At 73.5% G+C, this 22,161-nt stretch carries 19 protein-coding genes; 17 read left to right on the forward strand and 2 right to left on the reverse strand.

Translation table 11 applies throughout. The features are described from left to right. The first annotated feature begins 375 nt into the window (after positions 1 to 375). The 9 genes from MF406_RS02115 to MF406_RS02155 all read left to right on the forward strand — a co-directional run bounded on the left by MF406_RS02115 (position 376) and on the right by MF406_RS02155 (position 11,810). Positions 376 to 2,364, forward strand: a complete 1,989-nt coding sequence (locus tag MF406_RS02115) for a glycoside hydrolase family 127 protein (protein WP_242896377.1) — start codon at positions 376 to 378, stop codon at positions 2,362 to 2,364. A gap of 54 nt (positions 2,365 to 2,418) precedes the next feature. Then, positions 2,419 to 4,152, forward strand: a complete 1,734-nt coding sequence (locus MF406_RS02120) for an ABC transporter substrate-binding protein (protein WP_242896378.1) — start codon at positions 2,419 to 2,421, stop codon at positions 4,150 to 4,152. After that, positions 4,149 to 5,111, forward strand: coding sequence for an ABC transporter permease (locus MF406_RS02125; protein WP_242896379.1), 963 nt, complete (start codon positions 4,149 to 4,151; stop codon positions 5,109 to 5,111). The genes MF406_RS02120 and MF406_RS02125 overlap by 4 nt, the downstream gene beginning before the upstream one ends. Further along, positions 5,111 to 6,106 carry an ABC transporter permease gene (locus tag MF406_RS02130; RefSeq protein WP_242896380.1) on the forward strand — a complete coding sequence of 332 codons (996 nt, stop codon included), beginning with the start codon at positions 5,111 to 5,113 and terminating at the stop codon, positions 6,104 to 6,106. Before MF406_RS02125 ends, MF406_RS02130 begins: the two co-directional genes overlap by 1 nt. Further along, on the forward strand, positions 6,103 to 6,939 hold the full coding sequence (locus MF406_RS02135) for an ABC transporter ATP-binding protein (protein ID WP_242896381.1): 837 nt from the start codon (positions 6,103 to 6,105) through the stop codon (positions 6,937 to 6,939). Before MF406_RS02130 ends, MF406_RS02135 begins: the two co-directional genes overlap by 4 nt. A 20-nt stretch (positions 6,940 to 6,959) precedes the next feature. Continuing rightward, a complete protein-coding gene (locus tag MF406_RS02140) occupies positions 6,960 to 7,847 on the forward strand; it encodes an ATP-binding cassette domain-containing protein (RefSeq protein WP_242896382.1) in 888 nt (295 codons plus the stop codon). Next, entirely contained in the window at positions 7,844 to 9,130 is a 1,287-nt protein-coding gene (locus MF406_RS02145) for an alpha/beta fold hydrolase (RefSeq protein WP_242896383.1), read from the forward strand. The genes MF406_RS02140 and MF406_RS02145 overlap by 4 nt, the downstream gene beginning before the upstream one ends. Next, positions 9,127 to 10,614, forward strand: a complete 1,488-nt coding sequence (locus tag MF406_RS02150; RefSeq protein WP_242896384.1) for an aminopeptidase P family protein — start codon at positions 9,127 to 9,129, stop codon at positions 10,612 to 10,614. Before MF406_RS02145 ends, MF406_RS02150 begins: the two co-directional genes overlap by 4 nt. 113 nt (positions 10,615 to 10,727) lie before the next feature. Further along, on the forward strand, positions 10,728 to 11,810 hold the full coding sequence (locus MF406_RS02155) for an FAD-binding oxidoreductase (protein WP_242896385.1): 1,083 nt from the start codon (positions 10,728 to 10,730) through the stop codon (positions 11,808 to 11,810). Positions 11,811 to 12,148: 338 nt separating this feature from the next. Here MF406_RS02155 and MF406_RS02160 read toward each other — a convergent pair whose 3' ends face one another. Next, on the reverse strand, positions 12,149 to 12,718 hold the full coding sequence (locus MF406_RS02160; RefSeq protein WP_242896386.1) for a dihydrofolate reductase family protein: 570 nt from the start codon (positions 12,716 to 12,718) through the stop codon (positions 12,149 to 12,151). A 403-nt stretch (positions 12,719 to 13,121) separates the two neighbouring features. On the opposite strand from MF406_RS02160, the gene MF406_RS02165 reads away from it, so the two are divergent. The 6 genes from MF406_RS02165 to MF406_RS02190 all read left to right on the forward strand — a co-directional run bounded on the left by MF406_RS02165 (position 13,122) and on the right by MF406_RS02190 (position 19,316). After that, a complete protein-coding gene (locus tag MF406_RS02165; protein WP_242896387.1) occupies positions 13,122 to 14,297 on the forward strand; it encodes a branched-chain amino acid ABC transporter substrate-binding protein in 1,176 nt (391 codons plus the stop codon). A 208-nt stretch (positions 14,298 to 14,505) separates the two neighbouring features. Beyond that, on the forward strand, positions 14,506 to 15,399 hold the full coding sequence (locus MF406_RS02170) for a branched-chain amino acid ABC transporter permease (protein WP_242896388.1): 894 nt from the start codon (positions 14,506 to 14,508) through the stop codon (positions 15,397 to 15,399). 4 nt (positions 15,400 to 15,403) lie between these two features. After that, positions 15,404 to 16,588, forward strand: coding sequence for a branched-chain amino acid ABC transporter permease (locus tag MF406_RS02175; protein WP_242896389.1), 1,185 nt, complete (start codon positions 15,404 to 15,406; stop codon positions 16,586 to 16,588). Continuing rightward, complete coding sequence (locus tag MF406_RS02180) at positions 16,585 to 17,439, forward strand: ABC transporter ATP-binding protein (protein WP_242896390.1); 855 nt, start codon at positions 16,585 to 16,587, stop codon at positions 17,437 to 17,439. Before MF406_RS02175 ends, MF406_RS02180 begins: the two co-directional genes overlap by 4 nt. Then, positions 17,436 to 18,146: an ABC transporter ATP-binding protein gene (locus MF406_RS02185; RefSeq protein ID WP_242896391.1), complete on the forward strand. Its 711-nt coding sequence runs from the start codon at positions 17,436 to 17,438 to the stop codon at positions 18,144 to 18,146. Before MF406_RS02180 ends, MF406_RS02185 begins: the two co-directional genes overlap by 4 nt. Before the next feature lie 228 nt (positions 18,147 to 18,374). Then, entirely contained in the window at positions 18,375 to 19,316 is a 942-nt protein-coding gene (locus MF406_RS02190; RefSeq protein ID WP_242896392.1) for a dihydrodipicolinate synthase family protein, read from the forward strand. 153 nt (positions 19,317 to 19,469) lie between these two features. Here the strand turns inward: MF406_RS02190 and MF406_RS02195 are convergent, their stop codons facing one another. Then, positions 19,470 to 19,961: a hypothetical protein gene (locus tag MF406_RS02195; RefSeq protein WP_242896393.1), complete on the reverse strand. Its 492-nt coding sequence runs from the start codon at positions 19,959 to 19,961 to the stop codon at positions 19,470 to 19,472. 142 nt (positions 19,962 to 20,103) lie between these two features. Between MF406_RS02195 and MF406_RS02200 the strand changes: the two genes are divergently transcribed. Next, positions 20,104 to 21,126, forward strand: coding sequence for a zinc-binding dehydrogenase (locus MF406_RS02200; protein WP_242896394.1), 1,023 nt, complete (start codon positions 20,104 to 20,106; stop codon positions 21,124 to 21,126). 46 nt (positions 21,127 to 21,172) lie between these two features. Then, positions 21,173 to 22,114, forward strand: a complete 942-nt coding sequence (locus MF406_RS02205) for a DUF4862 family protein (protein WP_242896395.1) — start codon at positions 21,173 to 21,175, stop codon at positions 22,112 to 22,114. Positions 22,115 to 22,161 lie beyond the last annotated feature (47 nt).

Below are 22,161 nucleotides of genomic sequence, written 5' to 3' on the forward strand. Positions count from 1 at the left end.
CGCCCGACGCGTGCCTGCCCTCGACGTCGCGGGTAACCCGGCCCGTCGACCGACGGCCGCGCGTTCGCTCGTTCGTGCCGAGCTCGAGGTTGTGCGCCGAGCTCGCAAGCGGTGACTAGCGAGCTCGGCCCGGACTGGCGAGCTCGGCACTGTCCGACAGCCGCGAGCTCGTTCGTTCGAGCCGACCCGGCGCCAGTCCGTCCGGCCGCAGTGGGTACGCCGTCGGCGATCGGTGACGGCATGGCGAGCGGCGCGGGTCGCCGTCGACGCCGGCACGAAACGCTGGCGTAACGAGGAGGGCCTAGCGTCACCGGTGACATGTCACATATGGTGTGCCGACTGTCACACGAAGCAGCCGTCCGTAAGGGAGAGGTCATGGCCCCCACCGGAACCCTCCGGTCCCGCCCCAGCCCCGTCGCTGCCGCCGCTGCCGTCGCCGCCGCCGGCACCCGGGGCACCTCCCTGGGCCGGGGACGGGTGCAGCTCCGTAACGGCCTCCTCGCCCAGTGGCAGGACCGGAACGCCGCGGCGACGCTGCCGCACGCGGTCCGGGAGATCCGCCGGGCCGGCAACCTGGAGAACTTCCGGCGCCTGGTCGAGCCGGACGGGACCGGCTACCGGGGCCGGTACCCGTTCCTCGACACCGACGTGTACAAGACGCTCGAGGGCGCCGCCTACGAGATCGCCCGGGGCGCCGCCGGCGAGGACGTCGTGTCCTTCTACGCGGAGGCGGTCGACCTCATCGAGCGGGCGCAGGCGCCCGACGGCTACCTGGGCACGTACTTCCAGGGGCCGGACGCACCGAAGGCCCCGTGGAGCGACCTCGCCTGGGGGCACGAGCTCTACAACCTCGGGCACCTGGTGCAGGCCGCCGTCGCGGCCCGCCGACAGCTCGGTGACGACCGGCTGCTCGCCGTCGCCCGGCGGTTCGCCGACCTGGTCGTCCGCCGCTTCGGGGACGACGGCGAGGCCGGGTACTGCGGCCACCCCGAGGTGGAGATGGCGCTCGTCGAGCTCTCCCGCGAGACGGGGGAGGCGGCCTACCTGCGCCAGGCCGAGCTCTTCGTCCGGCGCCGCGGGTCCGGCGCCATCACGCACACCGTCTTCCCGCCGGAGTACTTCCAGGACGCAGTGCCGCTCACCGAGCTCGACTCCGTGACCGGCCACGCCGTCCGGATGATGTACCTGGCCGCCGGGGCGACCGACGTCGCGGCGGAGACCGGCGACGCCGAGCTCCTCGACCGGCTGGTGCACCTGTGGGAGGACATGGTCCGGACCAAGCTCTACCTCACCGGCGGCCTGGGCAGCCGGCACTCCGACGAGGCGATCGGCGACCGGTACGAGCTCCCCGCCGAGCGGTCCTACAGCGAGACGTGCGCGGCGATCGGGCTCATGCAGTGGGCCTGGCGGCTGTTCCTGCTCACCGGGAGGGCCGACGTCCTCGACGTCTACGAGCGCGTCCTGTACAACGCCTACGCGGTCGGGCTCTCGGCCGACGGCACGGCGTTCTTCTACGACAACCCGCTGCAGCGCCGGCCGGACCACTCCCAGCGGAGCGGGGCCGAGAGCGGCGGGGAGCTGCTCCGGCGCTCGTGGTTCGGCTGCCCCTGCTGCCCGCCGAACGTCGTGCGCTGGATGGCCCAGCTGCAGGACCACGTCGCGGTGGCGACCGACCGATCGCTCACCCTGGCGCTGCTCACCGGTGCTGAGATCAGCTCACCGGCGCTCGACGTCGTCGTCGAGACCGACTACCCCTGGGGCACCTCGGTCACGGTCCGGGTCACCCGCGCCGACGCCGAACCGACGACGCTGGCGATCCGCGTGCCGGCGGCGGCCCGTGAGCCCGTCGCGCTCGTCAACGGGGCCGCGGCGGGCACCGGGCCGGCGGACGGGTGGGTCGTCCTGGAGCGCCGGTGGCGCCCCGGGGACGTGGTCACCCTGTCCTTCGAGATGCCGGTGACGGTGGTCGGCTCGCACCCGTACCTGGACGCCACCCGCGGGTCCTACGCGCTCGTGCGCGGGCCGGTCGTGTACTGCGTCGAGCAGCAGGACTCCCCGGCCGCCGTCGACGACCTCGTGCTCCGGCCGCACGAGCTGCTCGCCCAGCGGCCCACGCCCCGGCGGGTGGCGCCGGCGGACAGCCAGGACCCGCTCGGACCGGGCGAGCACGACGTCGTCGAGGCGATGCTGGCGGTGGCGGCGCCGCCGTCGGCGGAGCTCTACCCGGAGGTCACCGAGGTCACGGCCACCGGGGCCACGGCGGCCGGCGCCGCCGCGGCGGACCGGAAGGTCACGTTCATCCCCTACTTCCTGTGGGGGAACAGAGACGTCGGAGCCATGCGGGTGTGGCTCCGCGGCAGCTAGCAGATCCAGCGAACGATCAACGCAGATTCGGCGAACCATCAAGGACGGGAACCCATGAAGAGATCCACAGTCATCTCCGCCGCGCTGGCTGCCGTGCTGGCGCTCGGGCTCGGCGCCTGCACCGGCGACGGGCAGTCCGGCGCCGACGCCGCCGGCGCCGGCACGGGCACCGGCTCGGGAAGCAGCTTCGGCGACACGCCCGAGCCCGGCGGCACCGTCTACATGTTCCAGCAGACCGACTTCTCCTACCTCGACCCCGCGCGCGGGTTCGACGGCGGGGTCAACAACTTCTACCGGCTCGTTTACCGGACCCTGACCACCTCCGCGCCGGGCAACGCCGAGGACCCCTCGGCGACCGTGCCCGACCTCGCCACCGACATGGGCACCCCGTCCGCCGACGGGCTCACCTGGACCTTCACCCTCAAGGAGGGGGTGAAGTTCGAGGACGGCACCCCGATCACCTCCGCGCACATCAAGTTCGGGGTCTCCCGCGCCTGGGACCCCGAGCTCGGCATCGGGTCCCCGTACGCCAAGCAGGTCATCGCCGCCCCCGAGGGGTACGAGGGGCCCTACCGCTCCGGGCCGCTGGAGACCATCGAGACGCCGGACGAGCGGACCATCGTCTTCCACCTCAAGGAGCCGTTCCCCGAGTTCGGCTACCTCGTCGCCCAGCCGAACTTCGCGCCCTTCCCCGAGGGGACCGGGGCCGGCGACGAGTTCATCAGCGGGCTCATCTCCTCCGGACCGTACAAGCTCGAGTCGTATGAGCCCGGCAGCAGCATCTCCCTGGTGCGCAACGAGCACTGGGACCCGGAGACCGACGACGTCCGCGAGGCCTACCCGGACCGCTGGGAGTTCGTCCTGGGCCTGGACCCCGCCACCATCGACGAGCGGCTGCTCGCCGGGCAGGGCGCGGACGTCAACGCGATCGCCGGGGCGGTCCAGCCGGCCACGGTCCCGCGGCTGCAGGACCCGCGGTTCGCGGACCGGACCCTGAAGCTCCCCGGCGTCTGCACCACCTACCTGGGGCTGAACACCACGAAGGAGCCGCTGGACGACGTCCGGGTGCGGCAGGCGATCAACTTCGCCGTCGACAAGGCCGCGGTGCAGAACGCCAGCGGCGGCACCCAGCTGGCCGAGATCGCGACCACGATCCTGCCGCCGGCGCTGGGCGCGCGCCGGGAGTACGACCTCTACCCGAGCGAGGGGCACGCCGGCGACCCCGAGAAGGCGCGGGAGCTGCTGGCGGAGGCCGGCCTCGGCGACGGCTTCGAGCTCGTCCTGGACACCCGGGCCCAGCCGAAGATCCAGGCGCAGAGCGAGGCCATCCAGGAATCGCTCGGCGAGGTCGGCATCGACGTCCAGCTCAACGTCATCGACACCGCCACCTACTACGAGACGATCGGCACGACCTCCCAGCAGAACGACGCCGCCCTCACCGGGTGGTGCCCGGACTGGGCCTCCTCCGCCGGGACGTTCCTGCCGCCGCTCTTCCACGGCGAGAGCATCACGGAGAAGGGCAACACCAACCTCGCCCAGCTCAACGACCCGGCGATCAACGCCCGGATCGACGAGATCCGCGCGATGACCGACCTGGAGGCGGCGAACGAGGAGTGGGGCAAGCTCGACGAGGAGATCATGGAGCTCGCGCCCATCGTCCCGGTGGTCTACGAGTCCTCCATCACCGTCCCCGGGGAGAACGTCACCGGCCTGTACTCCTCCCCGGGCGCCGCGACCGGCGGCATCGACCTCGTCCTCGTCGGCCTGCGCGACCCGGAGCGCGGATGAGCGCCCAGTTCACCCTCACGACCCATGCCGAGCAGGTCGAGGGCTCGGGTGCGCCGGGAGCGGCGGACGGCGCGCCCGTCGCCCCGGTGCGGCGCCGCCGCCGGCCCGCGACCAACCTCGGCACGGCGCTGAGCATCGCCTACATCGCCGTCGTCATCCTGATGGCGATCTTCGCCCCGCTCATCGTGCGGGTCAGCGGCTGGTCGCCCTACGAGTTCGACCAGGGCGCGATCGACCCGGCCCTCGGCGGGATGCCCGCCGGCGGGCGGGGCGGGATCTCGGCCGAGCACTGGTTCGGAGTCGAGCCCGGCAGCGGCCGGGACATCTTCGCGCGCATCGTCTACGGCGCCCGGGTGTCGATGTCGATCGCGCTCTCGGCCACCGCGCTGACCACCGCGATCGGCGTCGTCATGGGCGTGCTCGCCGGGTACTTCGGCGGCCGGGTCGACCAGCTCATCTCCCGGGCGATGGACTTCCTGATGGCCTTCCCGGCGCTGATCTTCATGATCGCGATTCTCTCGGCGCTGCCCGCCGGTAACCGCTCGACCCTCCTGGTCATCGTCATCTCCATCTTCGGCTGGCCCTACCTCGCCCGGGTCGTCCGCGGGCAGACCATGTCCCTCGCCCAGCGCGAGTTCGTCGAGGCGGCCCGGGCGTCCGGGGCGAGCAACCTGGCGATCGTGTTCCGGGAGATCCTGCCCAACCTCGGACCGACGATCATCGTCATGACCACTCTGGCCGTGCCCGGCTACATCGGCACCGAGGCCGGGCTGTCCTTCCTCGGCGTCGGGGTGGTGCCGCCCGCGCCGTCGTGGGGGCAGATGATCGCGGCCTCGACCAGCTGGTACTCCGTCGTCCCCACCTACTTCCTCATCCCCGGCGCCTTCCTCTTCCTCCTGGTCATGTCCTTCACCGTCCTCGGCGACCGCCTCTCCGCCGTCCTCGGGGGGAGCCGCTGATGATCCGCTACCTGACAGAACGCCTGCTCGCCGTGACGGTCGTGCTGTTCCTCGTCTGCCTCTTCACGTTCGTGATCTTCTTCGTCCTCTCCCCGGACCCGGCCGTGCAGATCTGCGGCAAGACCTGCACCCCCGAGCGGATCGACCAGATCCGGGCCAACCTCGGCCTGGACGAGCCGTTCACCACCCAGTTCTTCGGCTTCCTCGGCGGGCTCTTCCTCGGCCGGACCTACGGCGAGGGGGCGGGTGCCATCGAGTGCGCCACGCCGTGCCTGGGCTACTCCTTCCAGTCCAGCCAGTCGGTGTGGGACATGGTCCTCACCCGGCTGCCGGTCTCCGTCTCGGTGGCGGTGGGCGCGGCGGTGCTCTGGCTGCTCAGCGGCGTCGCCGCCGGGCTGGTCAGCGCGTTCAAGCGGGGCACCTGGCTGGACCGCACCGCGATGGTGGCCGCCCTCTCCGGCATCTCCATCCCGAACTACGTCCTCGCCCTGGTCCTGCAGTACGTGCTCGTCGTGCAGCTCCAGTGGCTGCCGTTCCCCCAGCCCGTGCCGCTGAGCGAGAGCCCCGGCCGGTGGTTCCTCGCCTACCTCATGCCCTGGATGGTGCTCGCCTTCGCGTACGCCTCGATGTACGCCCGGCTCACCCGGGCGAACGTCATCGAGACGCTCGGAGAGAACTTCGTCCGCACCGCCCGGGCGAAGGGCCTGGCCCCCCGGCTGCTGGTGCGCCGGCACGCGCTGCGCCCGGCGCTCACCCCGGTGATCACGCTCTTCGGCATGGACTTCGCCGGGCTCCTCGGCGGGGCGCTCATCACCGAGACGGTCTTCGGCCTCAACGGGGTGGGGAAGATGGCGGCGGACGCGATCGCCAAGAACGACCAGCCGGTCATCATGGCGGTGACCCTCCTCGCCGCCTTCTTCGTCATCATCGGCAACGTCATCGTCGACCTCGCCTACGCGGGGCTGGACCCGAGAGTGCGGGTGCGCGCAGCATGACCGACATCCTCGAGGTCGACGACCTCACCGTGCGCTTCGAGACCCCGGCCGGCCCGACCGACGTCGTCCGCTCGCTCAGCTTCACGGTCGGGGAGGGCAGGTCCCTCGGGATCGTCGGGGAGTCCGGCTCCGGGAAGTCGATGACCAGCCTGGCGGTCATGGGCCTGCTGCCGGCGGGCGCCCAGCGGACCGGCCGGATCACCCTGGGCGGGCAGGACCTGACCGCGATGTCGGAGGCCATGCTGCGCAAGGTGCGCGGCAACCGGGTGGCGATGATCTTCCAGGACCCGCTCTCCTCGCTCAACCCGTACTACACGGTCGGGCTGCAGATCGCCGAGGCGTACCGCTCGCACCGCCCGCGGGTCACCCGCCGGGAGGCCCGCCGGGTCGCCGTCGAGTCGCTCGAGCGGGTGCACATCGCCGACGCCGGCACCCGGGTGGACCACTACCCGCACCAGTTCTCCGGCGGGATGCGCCAGCGGGTGATGATCGCCATGGCCCTGTGCATGGAGCCCGACCTGCTCATCGCGGACGAGCCGACCACGGCCCTGGACGTCACCGTCCAGGCGCAGGTGCTCGACCTCCTCGCCGAGATCCGGCGGGACACCGGCACCTCCCTGGTGTTCATCACGCACGACCTCGCCGTCGTCAGCGAGATCGCCGACGACGTGCTCGTCATGAAGGACGGGGTGCAGCGGGAGTACGGCAGCGCGGAGCAGGTGTTCTCCGCGCCGCGGGACCCCTACACCCGCGCCCTGCTCGACGCCGTGCCCCGGATCGACGACGAGGTCACCGACCTGCGCGTGCTCCCCGACCTGGGAGGACGCTCATGACCACCTCGGGGAGGACGCCCATGACCACCTCGGCCCCGCTGCTCCGCGCCCGGTCCCTCGTCAAGGAGTTCAGCACCCGCGACACTGCCGGCCTGTTCGGCCACCGGCGGACCTTCCGCGCCGTCGACGACGTCAGCCTCGACATCGCGGCCGGGCAGACCCTGGCCCTGGTCGGGGAGTCCGGGTCCGGGAAGTCCACGACCGCCCGGCTCGTCGGCCGCCTCCTCGACGTCACCGCCGGGACCGTGGAGGTCGACGGGCAGGACGTGACCGGGCTCAGCGGCAAGGACCTGCACGCCTTCCGCTCCACTGTCCAGTTCGTTTTCCAGGACCCGTACTCCTCCCTCAACCCCCGGCACACCGTGGAGCAGATCATCACCGCGCCGCTGCGCTACCAGGGCCGCAAGCCGCCCGGCGGTTCCCGCGCGTTCACCCGGGACCTGATGGACCGGGTCGGGCTGGACCCGGACCACCACCAGCGCTACCCCCGGCAGTTCTCCGGCGGGCAGGCCCAGCGGATCGGGATCGCCCGGGCGCTCGCGGTCGGCCCGCGCCTGGTCATCTGCGACGAGGCGGTCTCCGCGCTCGACGTCTCCGTCCAGGCCCAGGTGATCAACCTGCTGCGCCGGCTGCAGCGCGAGGAGTCCTTCAGCTACCTGTTCATCGCCCACGACCTCGCCGTCGTCCGGACCATCGCCCACCAGGTGGCCGTCATGCACCGGGGCAGGATCGTGGAGGCCGGGCACCGCGACGCGGTCTTCGACGCCCCGCAGCACGAGTACACCCGCCAGCTGCTGGCCGCCGTGCCCCGGATCCGGCCGGAGTGGGAACGGGCCCGGCGGGAGCGGGAGGCCGGGCTCCGGGCACCGGTGGACGAGCGGGTGGTGGAGGAGGAGGTCCGGTCATGATGACCAGGGAGTACGCCCTGCCCGGCATCTGGGTGCGCGAGCACACCGTGCCGGTCCCGCTGGACTGGTCCGACCCGGGCAGCCGGCCGATCGAGGTCTTCGTCCGCGAGCTGAGCGACCCGGCGCGCCGCACCGAGGACCTGCCGCTCCTGCTCTTCCTCCAGGGCGGCCCGGGCGGCAAGGGACCGCGCCCGGTGGACAGGTCCGGCTGGATCGGCGAGGCGCTGCGGCGGTTCCGGGTCGTCCTGCTCGATCAGCGCGGCACCGGCCGCAGCACCCCGGTGGACGGCTCGGACGTCACCGGCCTGGACGCCGTCGCCGCCGCCGACCTCCTCAGCCACTACCGTGCCGACTCCATCGTCCGGGACGCCGAGCACGTCCGCCGGACGCTCTACGACGGGCGCCGGTGGTCCACCCTCGGCCAGAGCTACGGCGGGTTCATCACCCTGACCTACCTCTCCACCGCCCCCGACGGGCTCGCCGCGTGCTACGTCACCGGCGGCATCCCGGCCGTGCCGCCGGACCCCCGCGTGGTGTACGCCCACACCTACGACCGGCTCGAGCGCAAGAACGCCGAGCTCTACGCCCGCTACCCGCACCTGGTGGCGGAGGTCGCCGGGATCGCCGACGTGCTCGAGGCGGAGGACGTGCGGCTTCCCGACGGCGACCGGCTGACCGTCCGCCGCCTGCAGAGCCTCGGCATCGACCTCGGGATGGGCCCCGGCCCGCAGCGGCTGCACTGGCTGCTGACCGAGGCGTTCCGCGCGCCGGGAGTCTTCCAGCCGGCGTTCCTCGAGCAGGTTCAGGTCCGCACCGCGAGCACGGACAACCCGCTCTTCTGGGTGCTGCAGGAGTTCATTTACGGCGACGGCGCCAACGGCCCGACCGGCTGGGCCGCCCAGGCCGAGCGGGACCGGCGCCCGGCGTTCGCCGAGGACGCCCGCCCGCTCCTGCTCACCGGGGAGATGACCTACCCGTGGATGTTCACCGAGGTGAAGGCGCTCCGGCCGTTCCGGCCCGCGGTGGAGGAGCTCGCCGCCCGGGAGGTCTGGAGCGAGCTCTACGCCCCGGACCGGCTCGCCGCCAACGACGTGCCGCTGGCCGCAGCCGTGTACCTGGAGGACATGTTCGTGGCGTCCGCCCTCTCCCTGCGCACCCTGGACGGGATCGGGAACAGCCGGGCGTGGGCGACGAACGAGTTCGAGCACGACGGGCTGCAGAGCGGACGGGTCCTCTCCCGGCTGATCGAGCTCGTCGAGGACGATGGAGGAGAACGCCGATGACCACCCCGATGACGACACCGACGACCACCCCGACGACGACGCCTCAGCCGACGCCGCCCGCCCCGCCGCGGCCGCGCTACGCCGGCACCCGGCCCCCCCGGCTCACAGAGGTCCCGGCGTTCACCCGGGCCATCGCCGAGGGCTGGGCTCCCACCACCGTCCCCGCACCGGTCCCGCCCGGCGCCGCGGCGGCCGCCGCCGAGCACCGCCGTCGGCTCAGCGAGCAGCTGCCCGGCCGCACCGTCGTGGTCGCCGCCGGCCGGGCGCCGGTGCGCAGCAACGACACCTCCTACGACTTCCGGCCGGACAGCGACTTCCTGTGGCTCACCGGCTGCGCCGTCGAGGACGCCGTCCTCGTGCTGCGGCCCCGCGGGAGCGAGCACGACCCCGTCCTCTACCTCCCGGCGTCCGCCCGGCCCGGCGACCACCGGTTCTTCTCCGACGCCGCCCAGGGCGAGCTGTGGGTCGGGCCGTCGGCCGGGCTGGCGGAGTGGGCGGAGGCGCTCGGCATCCCGGTCCGGCCGCTCACCGAGCTCGACGAGCTCTCCCTCACCGGCGCCGACGCCGGCCGCCGGGTCGACGAGACGCTGCTCCGGCGCCACGGCATCGCCCGCTCCGCCGAGCTGGCCCGGGTGTGCTCGGACCTGCGGATGATCAAGGACGCCTGGGAGGTCGGGGAGCTCCGCCGCGCCGTCGACCACACCGTCGAGGGGTTCGCCGCCGTGCTCGCCGAGGTCCCCACGGCCGTCCAGCGGCACGGCGAGCGGTGGCTGCAGGGGACGTTCGACAGGTACGCCCGCGCCGTCGGCAACGGGCCCGGGTACGCCACCATCGTCGGGTCGGCGGGCCGGTCGGCCACCCTGCACTGGGTCCGCTGCGACGGGCCGGTCGAGCCGGACGCCGTCCTCCTGCTGGACATGGGGGTGGAGGAACGCTCCTGCTACACCGCCGACGTCACCCGCACGGTCCCGCCCTCGGGCCGCTTCTCCCCGGCCCAGCGGCAGGTGCACGACCTCGTCGAGGCCGCGCACCGGGCCGGCCTGAGCCACGTCCGGCCCGGCGCGCAGTACTCGGACTTCCACTTCGCCGCGATGGAGGTCATCGCCGAGGGCCTGCACGACTGGGGGCTGCTCGGCATGTCGGTCGACGAGGCCCTCTCCCCGCAGGGGCAGCTGCACCGCCGCTACCTGGTCTGCGGGATCGGCCACCACCTCGGCCTGGATGTGCACGACTGCGCGCACTCCGACTACGAGCAGTACCAGGGCGCCACCATGGCGCCCGGGATGGTCCTCACGGTCGAGCCCGGGCTGTACTTCCACAGCCACGACCTCACCGTGCCGCCCGAGCTGCGCGGCACCGGCATCCGCATCGAGGACGACCTGCTCGTCACCGGCACCGGCGCCGAGCTGCTCTCCGCGGCGCTGCCGATCGACGCCGACGGGATCGAGCGGTGGGCGCGGGAGGCCATGGGGGTGGGTCGGTAGGTCGATCCGGCCCGCCGTGACGGCGCGGCGCACGACGCCGACGGCGCCCGGCCGCGTCGGCCGCCCCGGTGCCCCGGCGTGCCCGCCCGGCCCGGCCGTGATGGGCTGGCGGGATGCAGGTCGCTGTCGTCGGAGCCGGGATCGTCGGGCTCGCCACCGCCTTCGCGCTGCGGCGGCGGGGCGCCAACGTCACCGTCGTGGAGTCCGGGCCGCCCGGCGGCGGCCAGTCCGCCGGCCAGGGCCGGATCTTCCGCCACGCGCACGCAGACCCACGGCTCGTCGCGCAGGTCGTGCGCAGCCGGGCGCTGTGGCGGGAGTGGGAGGACGAGCTCGGCACCGAGCTCGTCTCGCCCGACGGTGCCGTCGCCATCGGCGACGGCGTACCCGCCAAGGTCGCGGCGCTCGAGCCGTTCCCCGAGGCGCCGGTGCGCCTGCTCACCCCGGCCGAGCTGGCCGAGCGCCTGCCGGTGCTCGCCGCCTACGACGGACCCGCGATGCTCGACGTGCACGGCGGCGCGATCCGGACCCGGGCCGCCGTCGGCGCGCTGGTGGGTCGGCTCGGCGACACGCTGGTCCGCGACCACGTCCTCGCGGTCCGGCGGCGCGCGGCCGGCGGCGTCGAGGTCCGCACCGGCACGGACGTGCGGGTCGTCGACCACGTGGTGCTCTGCGCCGGGTCCGGCACGGCGGGCCTCGCCCGCGGGGTGGGCCTGGACCTGCCGGTCGAGCTCGGCGCGCATGTCCGCCTCACGTTCGAGGTCGACGGCGGCGCCGCGCCGCTGCCGACGTTCCAGGACGGCAGCGGCGCCTTCGGCGAGACCGGCGTGTACGCGTCCCCGTACCCGGATACGGGACACCTCGCCGTCGGGCTCAGCGGGTCCGTCCCGGCCCATGCCGACGGCGGCGTCGTGGACCCAGGTGCGCTCGCGGCGCTCGCGGACCGGACCGCCGCCTACGTGCGCCGGGCGCTGCCGGGGCTGCGGCCGGACCCGGTGGACCACGTGCACTGCTGGGTCACCCGGCTGCCCTGGGGCGAGGACGGCGTGGGCGTCTGGTCCGCCGACGGCGTCACCGCGGTCGCCGGGCACAACCTGTTCAAGCAGGCCCCGGTGCTGGGCGAGACGCTCGCCGAGGCCGCGCTCACCGGAGAGGTGCCCGCGGACTGGTCGCACGCCGCCCACCTCGGGCGGGGCTGAGGCGGCGCACCCGGTGCCGTGAGGTCGCCTGGTGCCCTGACCGGCACCCGGCGCCCCTGACGGCGTCCCCGGTGCTGGCGGCCAGCACGACCTGCCCGGTGGCGGCCACCAGGGACTGCCCGCTCGCGGCCACGGCGCCACGCCCGGTGGCCGTCCGGTGGGGACCAGCGCGTCGACAGCGACCAGTCATTACCTCGGGGCGATGTCCCAACCGCTGCAGGGGCGCGGGCGGGTGACGCCTGGTGCCTGCCGTCGTGCAGCCTGAACCGTCGTTCGCTCGTTCCGACGTTCCGTCGTTCCGTCGCGCGGCAGCGGCCAGCGTGCCAGGACAGATCAGGTCAAGCCGTCACGCGGGCGGGTCGGTACTGCAGGGCGACCGCCCCCGACCGGAGCTCGCGGCGAGCCACGAGCTCGAGCGGGATGCGCTCGCGCAGACCGGCGAGCAACGTCGGCCCGTGTCCGGCGAGGACCGGCTGGACAAGGAACTCGTACTCGTCGATCAGTCCCAGATCTGCCAACGCCCGGGGGAGCGTCACGCCGCCGACGTACAGGCCCTCGCCTGGCTCCTGCTTGAGCCGCTGCACCGCTTGCCCCACGTCACCGCGGACCAGCTCGGCGTTCCAGTCGACCGCGCTCAGCGTGCTCGACACGACGTGCTTCTTCGCCCGGTCGATGGTCTCGGCGAACGGGATCTCCCACTCATCCATCCAGTCCGGCCACGTGCCGGTGGCCGGCTGCCGCCACGCCGACTCCATCATCTCGTAGGTCACCCGGCCGAAGAGCAGGGCATCGGCTCGTGCCATCGCAGCGGTCCAGTAGCGCATCGACTCCTCGTCCGGGGGGAGCCCTGCCTCGTGGTGGCAGCAGCCGTCGAGCGTGACGTTGATCGAGTAGCGAAGTGGTCTCATCTCGTTGCTCTCCCTTGATGCGCGCCGTGGGGTGCACCGTGCCATACCCGGACGACTGCCGGCGCCGTATTTCTCATCAGCGCCCCGATCGCACGTGCTCAACACCCGGTGCCCTGGCGCCTGCGGTGCCCTGGCGGCGCGCGGCATCGCGACGGCGCACGCTTGGCCCGACGGCGCACGCTTGGCCCGACGGTGCGCGCCTGGCCCGACGACGCACGCTTGGCCCAACGACGCACGCTTGGCCCGACGGTGCGCGCCTCGCCCGACGTACGCACCGAGTGACGAGGTCACAGTTGCATCTCAGTTCCGGCAATGTGACGTGCACCTCACTCCGCGTATGTAATGTGTGACATCCCATCGTCCCGAACCCTCCGGGACGATCTCCTTGCGGAAGGACAGACCGATGAGGAACCCCTTCTCGCGCCGGGGCCACGCCGCCGTGGCCCTCGGTGCGGTCGCGGCTCTCGCGCTCGGTGCCTGCTCGGGCGGCGTGGCCGGCGGCGAGGACGCCGCCACCGAGGACGAAGGCCCGATCAGGCTCGGCATGCTCGCGCCGTTCTCCGGCTCCGAGGCCGCCTTCGGCCCGTACATGGAGAACGGCGCCCAGATGGCGATCGACGAGATCAACGAGGACGGGGGCGTCCTGGATCGTGACCTCGAGCTGGTCACGGAGGACGACGCCTGCGACGCCACGAGCGCCACGGCCGCCGCGAACAAGCTCATCACCGCCGGCATCGTCGCCTCCGTCGGCGGGTACTGCTCCGGCGCGACGCTGCCGACCCTGCCGATCTTCGCCGACGCCGGCGTGCCGATGGTCATCCCGGCGGCGAACTCCAACCAGCTCGTCGAGGCCGACGAGAACGGCGTCTTCCTCATCAACGGCACCGGCGACCAGCAGGCCCAGGCGGCGCTGGAGTGGGCGCAGAAGCAGGGCGCCCAGCGCCTGGCGCTGGTCGACGACAACACCGACTACTCCGCCGACCTCGCCGCCGCCGTCGCCGAGCAGGCCGCGGAGACCGACATCGAGATCGTCCTGGAGGAGTCCGTCACCGCCGGCGAGTCGGACTACTCGGCCAACGTCAACTCGATCCTCTCGGCCGACCCGGACATGGTCTACTGGACCGGCTACTACCAGGAGGGTGGGCTCATCGCCGCCCAGCTGGCCGCGGCCGGCTACGCCGGCGAGCTGCTCGTCGCCGACGGCACCGTCGACGCGAAGTTCGCCGAGATCGCCGGCGCCGCCGCCCAGGGCGTCGAGGGCACGTTCACCCAGACCCCGGACATGCTCGAGGGCGCCGAGGACTGGATCGCGCAGTACGAGGAGCGCTACGGCGAGGGCCCCGGCCCGTACTCCACCCAGGCCTACGACGCCGTCCGGGTCGTCGCCGAGGGCATCGAGGCGGCCGGCGGCACCGAGAGCGAGGCGCTGATCGAGGCCATCCAGAACATCGACGGCCTCGAGCTCTTCTCCGGCCCGCTGAAGTTCACCGAGGAGGGCACCCTCTCCGCCGGCGGCTTCGCCATCGTCGAGGTCGGCCCGGAGGGCGACTTCGTCCTCCTCGACGACCTCCAGGGCTGACCGGCGCGGGGCCGGGCGGCGGCTGGACGCCGCCCGGACCCCCGTCCGGCTCCCCAGCCGCCGGCTCCCCAGCCGCCGGCTCCCGCCGTCGCCGGCTCCGTCAGGGCCGGCTCCCGCCGCCGCCGGCTCCCGCCCCGCCCCCATCCCTGCCCGCGTCCAGCCCCTGCCCCGCCCCCGCCCCGCCCCCATCTCCCGGGAGGCACGTGCCGTGCTCCAGCTCGTCGTCGACGGTCTCTTCGTCGGCTCCTTCTACGCCCTCGTCGCCCTGGGGTACTCGATGGTCTACGGGATCATCAAGCTCCTGAACTTCGCCCACGGGGACGTCTACATGGTCGGCGCGTTCACCGGCTTCGTCGTGCTCAGCTCGGTCACCGGCGTCGCGGCCGTCGGGGGGCTCGCGTCGATCCTCATCGTCCTGCTCATCGCCATGCTGCTGACCGGGATCCTCGGGGTCACCGTCGAGCGGGTCGCCTACCGGCCGCTGCGCGCCAGCCCTCGCCTCGCCGTCCTCATCACCGCCGTCGGCGTCTCCTTCATCCTCGAGTACGGCGTCCGGCAGATCATGGGGCCCAACCCCCGCGTGTACCCGGTCCGGCTGAGCGGGGAGACGTTCAACCTGCTCGGTGCGCGCATCACGCTGCCGCAGATCATCCTGTTCGCCGTCGCCGCCGGGCTGATGGTGGCGCTGAACTACCTCGTCATGCGGTCCCGCGACGGGCGGGCCATGCGGGCGATCGCGCTGGACCCGCAGGCCGCGAAGCTCATGGGCGTCAACGTCGACGCCGTCATCTCCCGGACCTTCTTCATCGGCTCCGCCCTCGCCGGCGCCGCCGGTGTCATGGCGGGCGCGTACTACGGCACCGTCGACTTCCTCATGGGCTTCGTCATCGGCCTCAAGGCCTTCACCGCCGCCGTCATCGGCGGCATCGGCAACCTCTACGGGGCGATGCTCGGCGGGATCCTCCTCGGCCTGCTCGAGTCCTTCGGAACGAACTTCCTGGGCGGGGAGTGGCGGGACGTGTTCTCGTTCGCCTGCCTGATCCTCTTCCTCTCGTTCCGACCCACCGGCATCCTCGGCGCCCGCGTCGTGGAACGGATGTGACGCCATGACCCAGACATCCTCGTCGAGGACCAGCCAGGCCCAGCCCGCCCCCGAGCAGGCCGTGCGCGGGCTGGCCTACCGGTTCCGACCGCCCGCCCCGACCCGCGCGCGGCCCGCCCCCGAGCGGGGCCTCCTCCAGCCCCGGCGGTTCATGTCCGGCGCCGGCGCCGTGCTGCTCCTGCTCGCGCTCGCGGTGCCGTTCATCAACGCCTCGCCGTACATCATCTCGATCGGCACCTCGGCGTTCATCTACATCATGCTGGCGATGGGGCTGAACATCGTCGTCGGCTACGCCGGGCTCCTCGACCTCGGGTACTACGCCTTCTTCGCCGTCGGCGCCTACACCTCCGGCGTCCTCGCCACCGGCGGCATGCCGCTGGTCTTCACCATCCCGTTCGTGATCCTCGCCTGCATCGCCGCCGGGATCATCATCGGCGGGCCGACCCTGCGGCTGCGCAGCGACTACCTCGCCATCGTCACCCTGGGCTTCGGCGAGATCATCCGGCTCACCGCCAACAACCTGGAGCTCACCGGCGGGCCCTCCGGCATCAGCGGCATCCCCACCTTCTCGTTCCTCGGGTGGTCCTTCCGGGACGGCCTGGACCTGTTCGGGATCCACTTCAACGGCGACATCCTGCTGTACTACACGGCCGTCCTCGCCGGCGGCGGCTTCACCGTCCTCGCCGTCGCGCGGCTCGGCAAGGGCCGGCTCGGCCGGGCCTGGCGGGCGATCAAGGACGACGAGGACGCCGCCGAGGCGATGGGTATCAACACCTACCTCACCAAGCTCGCCGCGTACGTCCTCGGCGCGATCTTCGGCGGGCTCGCCGGGATCCTGATGAGCGCCCACCAGTCGGCCATCAGCCCGACGTCGTTCGTCTTCCTCAACTCCGCGCTCCTGCTCATGGCCGTCGTCCTCGGCGGCATGGGCTCCACCCCGGGCGTCCTCATCGGCGCGCTCGTCATCTCCCTCGCCCCGGAGCTGCTGCGCGACTTCGCGAGCTGGCGCTTCCTCCTCTTCGGCGTCCTCCTCGTCCTCATGATGATCTTCCGCCCGCAGGGGCTGTGGCCGTCGACGGCGGTCCTGCCGTTCCTGCGGTTCCGGCGCGAGGGGCGCTCGCCGCGCGAGGGCTTCGGCCCGCACGTCCCCGACGACGAGAACCTGGACCGGTCCGGGGAGCAGGCATGAGAGCAGCGAGCGAGAACGCGCCCACGAACCCGGCGCCCGCCGTCGGCAGCACGACGGCGGCCCCGGACGGTGCCGTGCCCCTGCTCCGGGTGCGTGACCTCGGCCTGAGCTTCGGCGGCGTCCGCGCCGTCGACGGGCTGACCTTCGACGCCCGGGCCGGGCAGATCATCTCTGTCATCGGCCCCAACGGCGCCGGCAAGACCAGCGCCTTCAACTGCATCACCGGCTTCTACAAGCCGACGTCGGGCCAGATCCTCTTCGACGGCGAGCACATCACCCGCCGCCAGCCGTCGACGATCGCCCAGAAGGGCCTGGCCCGCACCTTCCAGAACGTGCGCATGTTCCGGGAGATGACCGTCGTGGACAACGTCAAGACGGCGATGCACTCCCGGATCCGGCAGAACGTCTTCGACGCCATCCTGCACACCCCGCGCTACCGCCGGGTGGAGCGGCAGGCCCTGGAGGACGCCCGCGGGTGGCTCGACTTCGTCGGCTTCTCCCACGATGAGGACCTCCTCGCCGCCCAGCTGCCCTACGGGGAGCAGCGACGGGTCGAGATCGCCCGGGCGCTGGCGTCCCAGCCGCGGATGCTCCTCCTCGACGAGCCCGCCGCCGGCCTCAACCACAGCGAGAAGCAGGACCTCATCGCCCTCATCCGCCGCATCCGGGACCTCGGGATCGGGGTCGTCCTCATCGAGCACGACATGGGCCTGGTCATGAACATCTCCGAGCGCGTGGTCGTCCTCAACTTCGGCAAGGAGATCGCCGAGGGCACTCCCGAGGAGGTCCGCCGCAACCCGGACGTCGTCGAGGCCTACCTCGGCGCAGAGGACGAGGGGGACGCGCGGTGAACGAGGAGCTCGTCGTCGACGGGGTCGACCTCTTCTACGGCCGGGTCCAGGCCCTGCGCGGCCTCAGCCTCACGGTCGGGTCCGGCGAGGTCGTCGCTATTCTCGGCAACAACGGAGCCGGGAAGACCTCGACCCTGTCGATGCTCTCCGGCCTGTACCGCCCGCACCGCGGCACGGTTACCTGGAACGGCGAGGACATCACGAGCACCAGTCCCTGGGACCTGGTCAAGGCGGGCCTGGTCCAGGTGCCTGAGGGCCGGCGGATCTTCTCGACGATGACCGTGCACGAGAACCTCCAGCTCGGCGGGTACCAGGTCCGCGACCCGAAGGACCTCGCCGGGCGGATCGACGCCGTCTACGAGATGCTCCCCCGGCTCGGGGAACGGCGGAACCAGCAGGGCGGCACCCTCTCCGGCGGCGAGCAGCAGATGCTCGCCATCGGCCGGGGCTACGTGAGCCGCCCGCGCCTGCTGCTCCTCGACGAGCCCTCGATGGGCCTCGCCCCGCTCGTCGTCAAGCAGGTCATGGAGCTGGTCAAGAGCATCAACGACGGCGGCACGACGATCCTGCTCGTCGAGCAGAACGCCCGGGCCGCCCTGCGGATCGCCCACCGGGCCTACGTCATCGAGTCCGGCCGGGTGGCGCTGTCCGGGTCGGCGGCCGAGCTCGCCCAGGACCGGGCGGTCATCGAGGCGTACATGGGCTGACCGGGGCGCCGAGCCGTTCCCGGACGACGAGCCGGCGCCGAGGGGCGGTCAGCCGGGACCTCCCGGGGGGCGGGTGGCGCCGGCCGGGCCGAGGCCGCCGCCGGCAGGTCAGCCGACGGACGGCCGAAGGGCCTGGGCACGGCGGTAGAGTGTGACATACTACAGACTGCGACCAACCGATCTACCGGTGCCCCGCGCCGCGGCCGGCACAAGATGAAGGGTGAGGACATGGCTGAGCTCGACCTGGGCGGCGTCGTCGTCGCGACCGCCTTGCCGTACAAGGAGAACCCGTCGGCGCCGGCCGGCCTCGAGGTCGACTACGACCGCTTCGCCGAGCACTGCGCGTGGCTGGTCGACAACGGCTGCCGCGGGGTGGGCCCGAACGGGTCCCTCGGCGAGTACTCCTCGCTCACCGACGAGGAGCGCCGCCGGGTCGTCCAGACCGCCGTGCGGGCGGTGGCCGGCCGGGGCATCGTCGTCGCCGGCGTGCACGGGCCGGGCTGGCACCAGGCCCGGCACTGGGCCGAGGTGGCGGCCGAGGACGGCGCCGACGGCGTGCTGTGCCTGCCGCCGACGATGTACCGCGCCGACCGGGCCGGCGTCGTCGAGCACTTCACCAAGGTCGCCGAGGTCGGCCTGCCGGTGATGATCTACAACAACCCCATCGACACCAAGGTCGACCTGACCCCCGACCTCGTCGCCGAGCTCGCCGGCATCGACAACGTCGTGGCCATCAAGGAGTTCAGCACCGACGTGCGCCGGCCCTTCGAGATCACCGACGCCTGCGAGGCGGCCGGGACGAGGATCGACGTCATCGCCGGCGCGGACGACCTGCTCTTCGAGTGCATGGTCGACGGCGCGGTCGGCTGGTTCGGCGGGTACCCGAACGTCTTCCCGGCCGAGGCCGTGGCGGTGTACGACCACATGGTCGCCGGGCGGTACGCCGAGGCACGCGCGATCTACCGCAGCCTCGTCGCCGCGTTCCGCTGGGACTCCAAGACGGAGTTCGTCCAGGCGATCAAGCTGGGCATGGACATGGTCGGCCGGTACGGCGGCCCGTGCCGCCCGCCGCGCACGGCCCTGAGCCCGGAGCTCGAGGCCCGGGTGCGGGCGGACACCCAGCGCGCCCTCGACGCCCTGGGGACGCTCACGGTGGGGGTCACGGCCTGACCGATCCGGCCCGCCGACGGTTGCGCCCCGCCCGGTGCGCCTTGGGCCGGCGCCCGCCCGGGGCGCTGGGTACGGCGGCCCGCCCGGGGCGCCCTCGGTGCGACGTCCCGCCCACGGGCAGCCGCTCCGGCGGGTGTCAGGCCTGCTCGCGTGTCAGGCCTGCTCGCGCAGCTGGTCGGTGAGCTCCTCGATCGTGCCGCTCAGGGACTCCAGCCCGTCACGCGTCGCGCCCTCGGCCGAGGAGGACGCCTGCTCCAGCTTCTCCCGGGCGTCCGCCAGCGCCTGCTCGGCGTCCTGGCGGGCGGCCTCGCCGTCGTCCTCGAGGGCCGAGCGTGCCTTGTCCACCGCCGCCGACGCCGAGTCCACCGCGTCTTCCGCCGCCGCCCGGGCGTCCGCCGAGCTGATCCCCTCGAGCCGGCCGCGGACGTCCTCGACGGTGCCCCGCGCGTCCTCGACGCTGCCCCGGGCGTCCTCCACCGCGGCGGAGATCGACTCGCGCGCCGCGCCCACGCCCGGCACCTCGCCGTCGGCGCAGCCCGCCAGCACCAGGGCCAGGCCGGCGACGGCGACGGCGGACTGCGCCAGCGCCCGCCGCGGCCGTCCCGGACCCTCGGTTCCGGCGGGGTGGGGTGGGCTGTCGGGCACGATGAGCTCCTCTCGATCGGGACTCCCATTGTGCCGGGTCCGCCCGGCCTGACCGCAGAGGCGATCCGTGAAGGTGGAGGGTGAAGGAGAGAGCCGCGCAGCAGGCGCGGCCGCGGGAGCGGCGGGGGTAGCGTCGCCGGGCATGCGATCCCTGACCATCCACGGACCGCTCGACGCCCGCGTCGAGGAGACCGAGCTGCCCGAGCCGCGACCCGGCCAGGTGCGCCTGCGCCTGGCGTACGCCGGCATCTGCGGCTCCGACCTGCACTACTACTACGAGGGGGCCAACGGCGAGTTCGTGATCCGCGAGCCGCTGGTCCCCGGCCACGAGGTCTCGGGCACGGTCGACCGCGACCCGTCCGGACGGCTCGCGCCCGGCACCCCGGTCACCGTCCACCCCGCCACCGTCGGCGAGCCCCGGCCGGGCCTGGAGGACCACCCGCACCTGTGGCCCGGCGGGGCCTACCTGGGGTCGGCGTCGACCTGGCCGCACTCGCAGGGCGGCATGCGCGAGTACCTGCTCGTGGACGCGGGCATGGTCCGCCCGCTGCCCGAGTCCCTCTCCCTGCGCGCCGCGGCGCTGGCCGAGCCGCTCGCCGTCGCCCTGCACGGCATCGCGGTGGCCGGCGGCGTCGCGGGCAAGACGGTGCTCGTCTCCGGGTCCGGCCCGATCGGCCTGCTCGCCGCCGCCGGGGCGCTCGCCCAGGGGGCGGCCGAGGTGGTGGCCAGCGACGTGCTGCCCGGCCCGCTCGCGCGGGCCCGCCAGCTCGGCGTGAGTGCCACGGTGCAGGTCGGCGCCGAGGAGCTGCCCGCGGAGCGGTTCGACGTCGTGCTCGAGTGCTCCGGCGCCGCCCCCGCCGTCGACGCCGCCCTCGCCGCCGTCCGCCGGGCCGGCGTCGTGGCCCAGGTCGGCATGCTCGGCGCGGGCCCGCACCCGATCGCCCTCGCGCCGCTGGTGGCCAAGGAGATCCAGCTGCGCGGGGCCTTCCGGTTCAAGGACGAGATCGACGACGCCATCGCGCTGCTCGCGACCGCCCCCGCCATCACCACGGTGATCACGCACGTCATCCCGGCCGACGACGCGGCGACCGCCTTCGCCGTCGCCAGGGACGCCGAGCGGTCGGGCAAGGTGCTGATCGACCTCTGGCACGAGGACGCCCGGTGAGGCGAGGGCCCCTGGTGCGCCGGGACGGGGGCACGGAGGCAGCCGCGTGAACGAGAGCCAGCCGGCACGTCCGGTCCGCGTCGTCGGCGCGTACGCGGCGCAGCCCGAGGAGCCGGCAGAGCGCCAGGCCTTCCTGGAGGGGGTGCTCGCGCTGCCCGGCGTGGACGGCCTGGAGCTTCCCTGGGGCGAGCCCTCGTGGGCCGAGGACGTCGCCCTCGTCCGCGACGTCCTGCCCACGGGAGGCCGGCACGTACTCACCCTCGTCCGCGCCGAGGGGGCCCGCAACGCCCAGGACCCCGCCTTCGGGCTCGCGTCCCCGGACGACGCCGGCCGGGCCCGCGCCGTGGACCTGCTCCGTGCCGCCCGGGACACGGTGGCGGCGCTGACCGACGCCGGGCTGGGCGTCGTGGCCGTCGAGGCCCACACCTGGCCGTCGCTGGACCCGGCCGAGGGGGCGGACGCGGGCACCGCGCTCGGCAGGTCGCTGGCGGAGGTCCTGCAGTGGGACTGGTCCGGCGCGACCGTGGTGATCGAGCACTGCGACGCCCGCACGTCCCGCCGCCCCTGGCGGAAGGGACTCCTGGCCCTCGACCTCGAGGCGCGCGCCGTCGCCGCCGCGCGCGGCGGCCCCACCGACGTCGGCATGGCGGTCAACTGGGGGCGCTCCGCGATCGAGGAGCGCGACCCCGGCGCGCCCGAGCGGCACGCACGCACGCTGCGGGCGGCGGGTCTGCTCACCGGGGTGATCTTCTCCGGCGCCACGGCCGGGCCTGGCTCCTACGGCGACCCCTGGTCGGACGTCCACCCCCCGCTCCGGGACGACGTCCCGGAGTCGGTGCTGGACGCGGACGCCGTCGCCGCCGTCCTCGCCGCGGCCGGTGACGGGCTCGTCTACGACGGCGTGAAGGTGGCCGCGCGCCCGCCGCACACCTCGGTCCGGCAGCGGCTCGACCTCATCCAGCGCGTGCTCACCGCCATGGACCGGTGACCCGCCGCCGTGCCGGCACCGCACCGGCGGTGTCTCGCCGGCCGGCG

The organism is Georgenia sp. TF02-10 (assembly GCF_022759505.1).
Lineage (GTDB): Bacteria > Actinomycetota > Actinomycetes > Actinomycetales > Actinomycetaceae > TF02-10.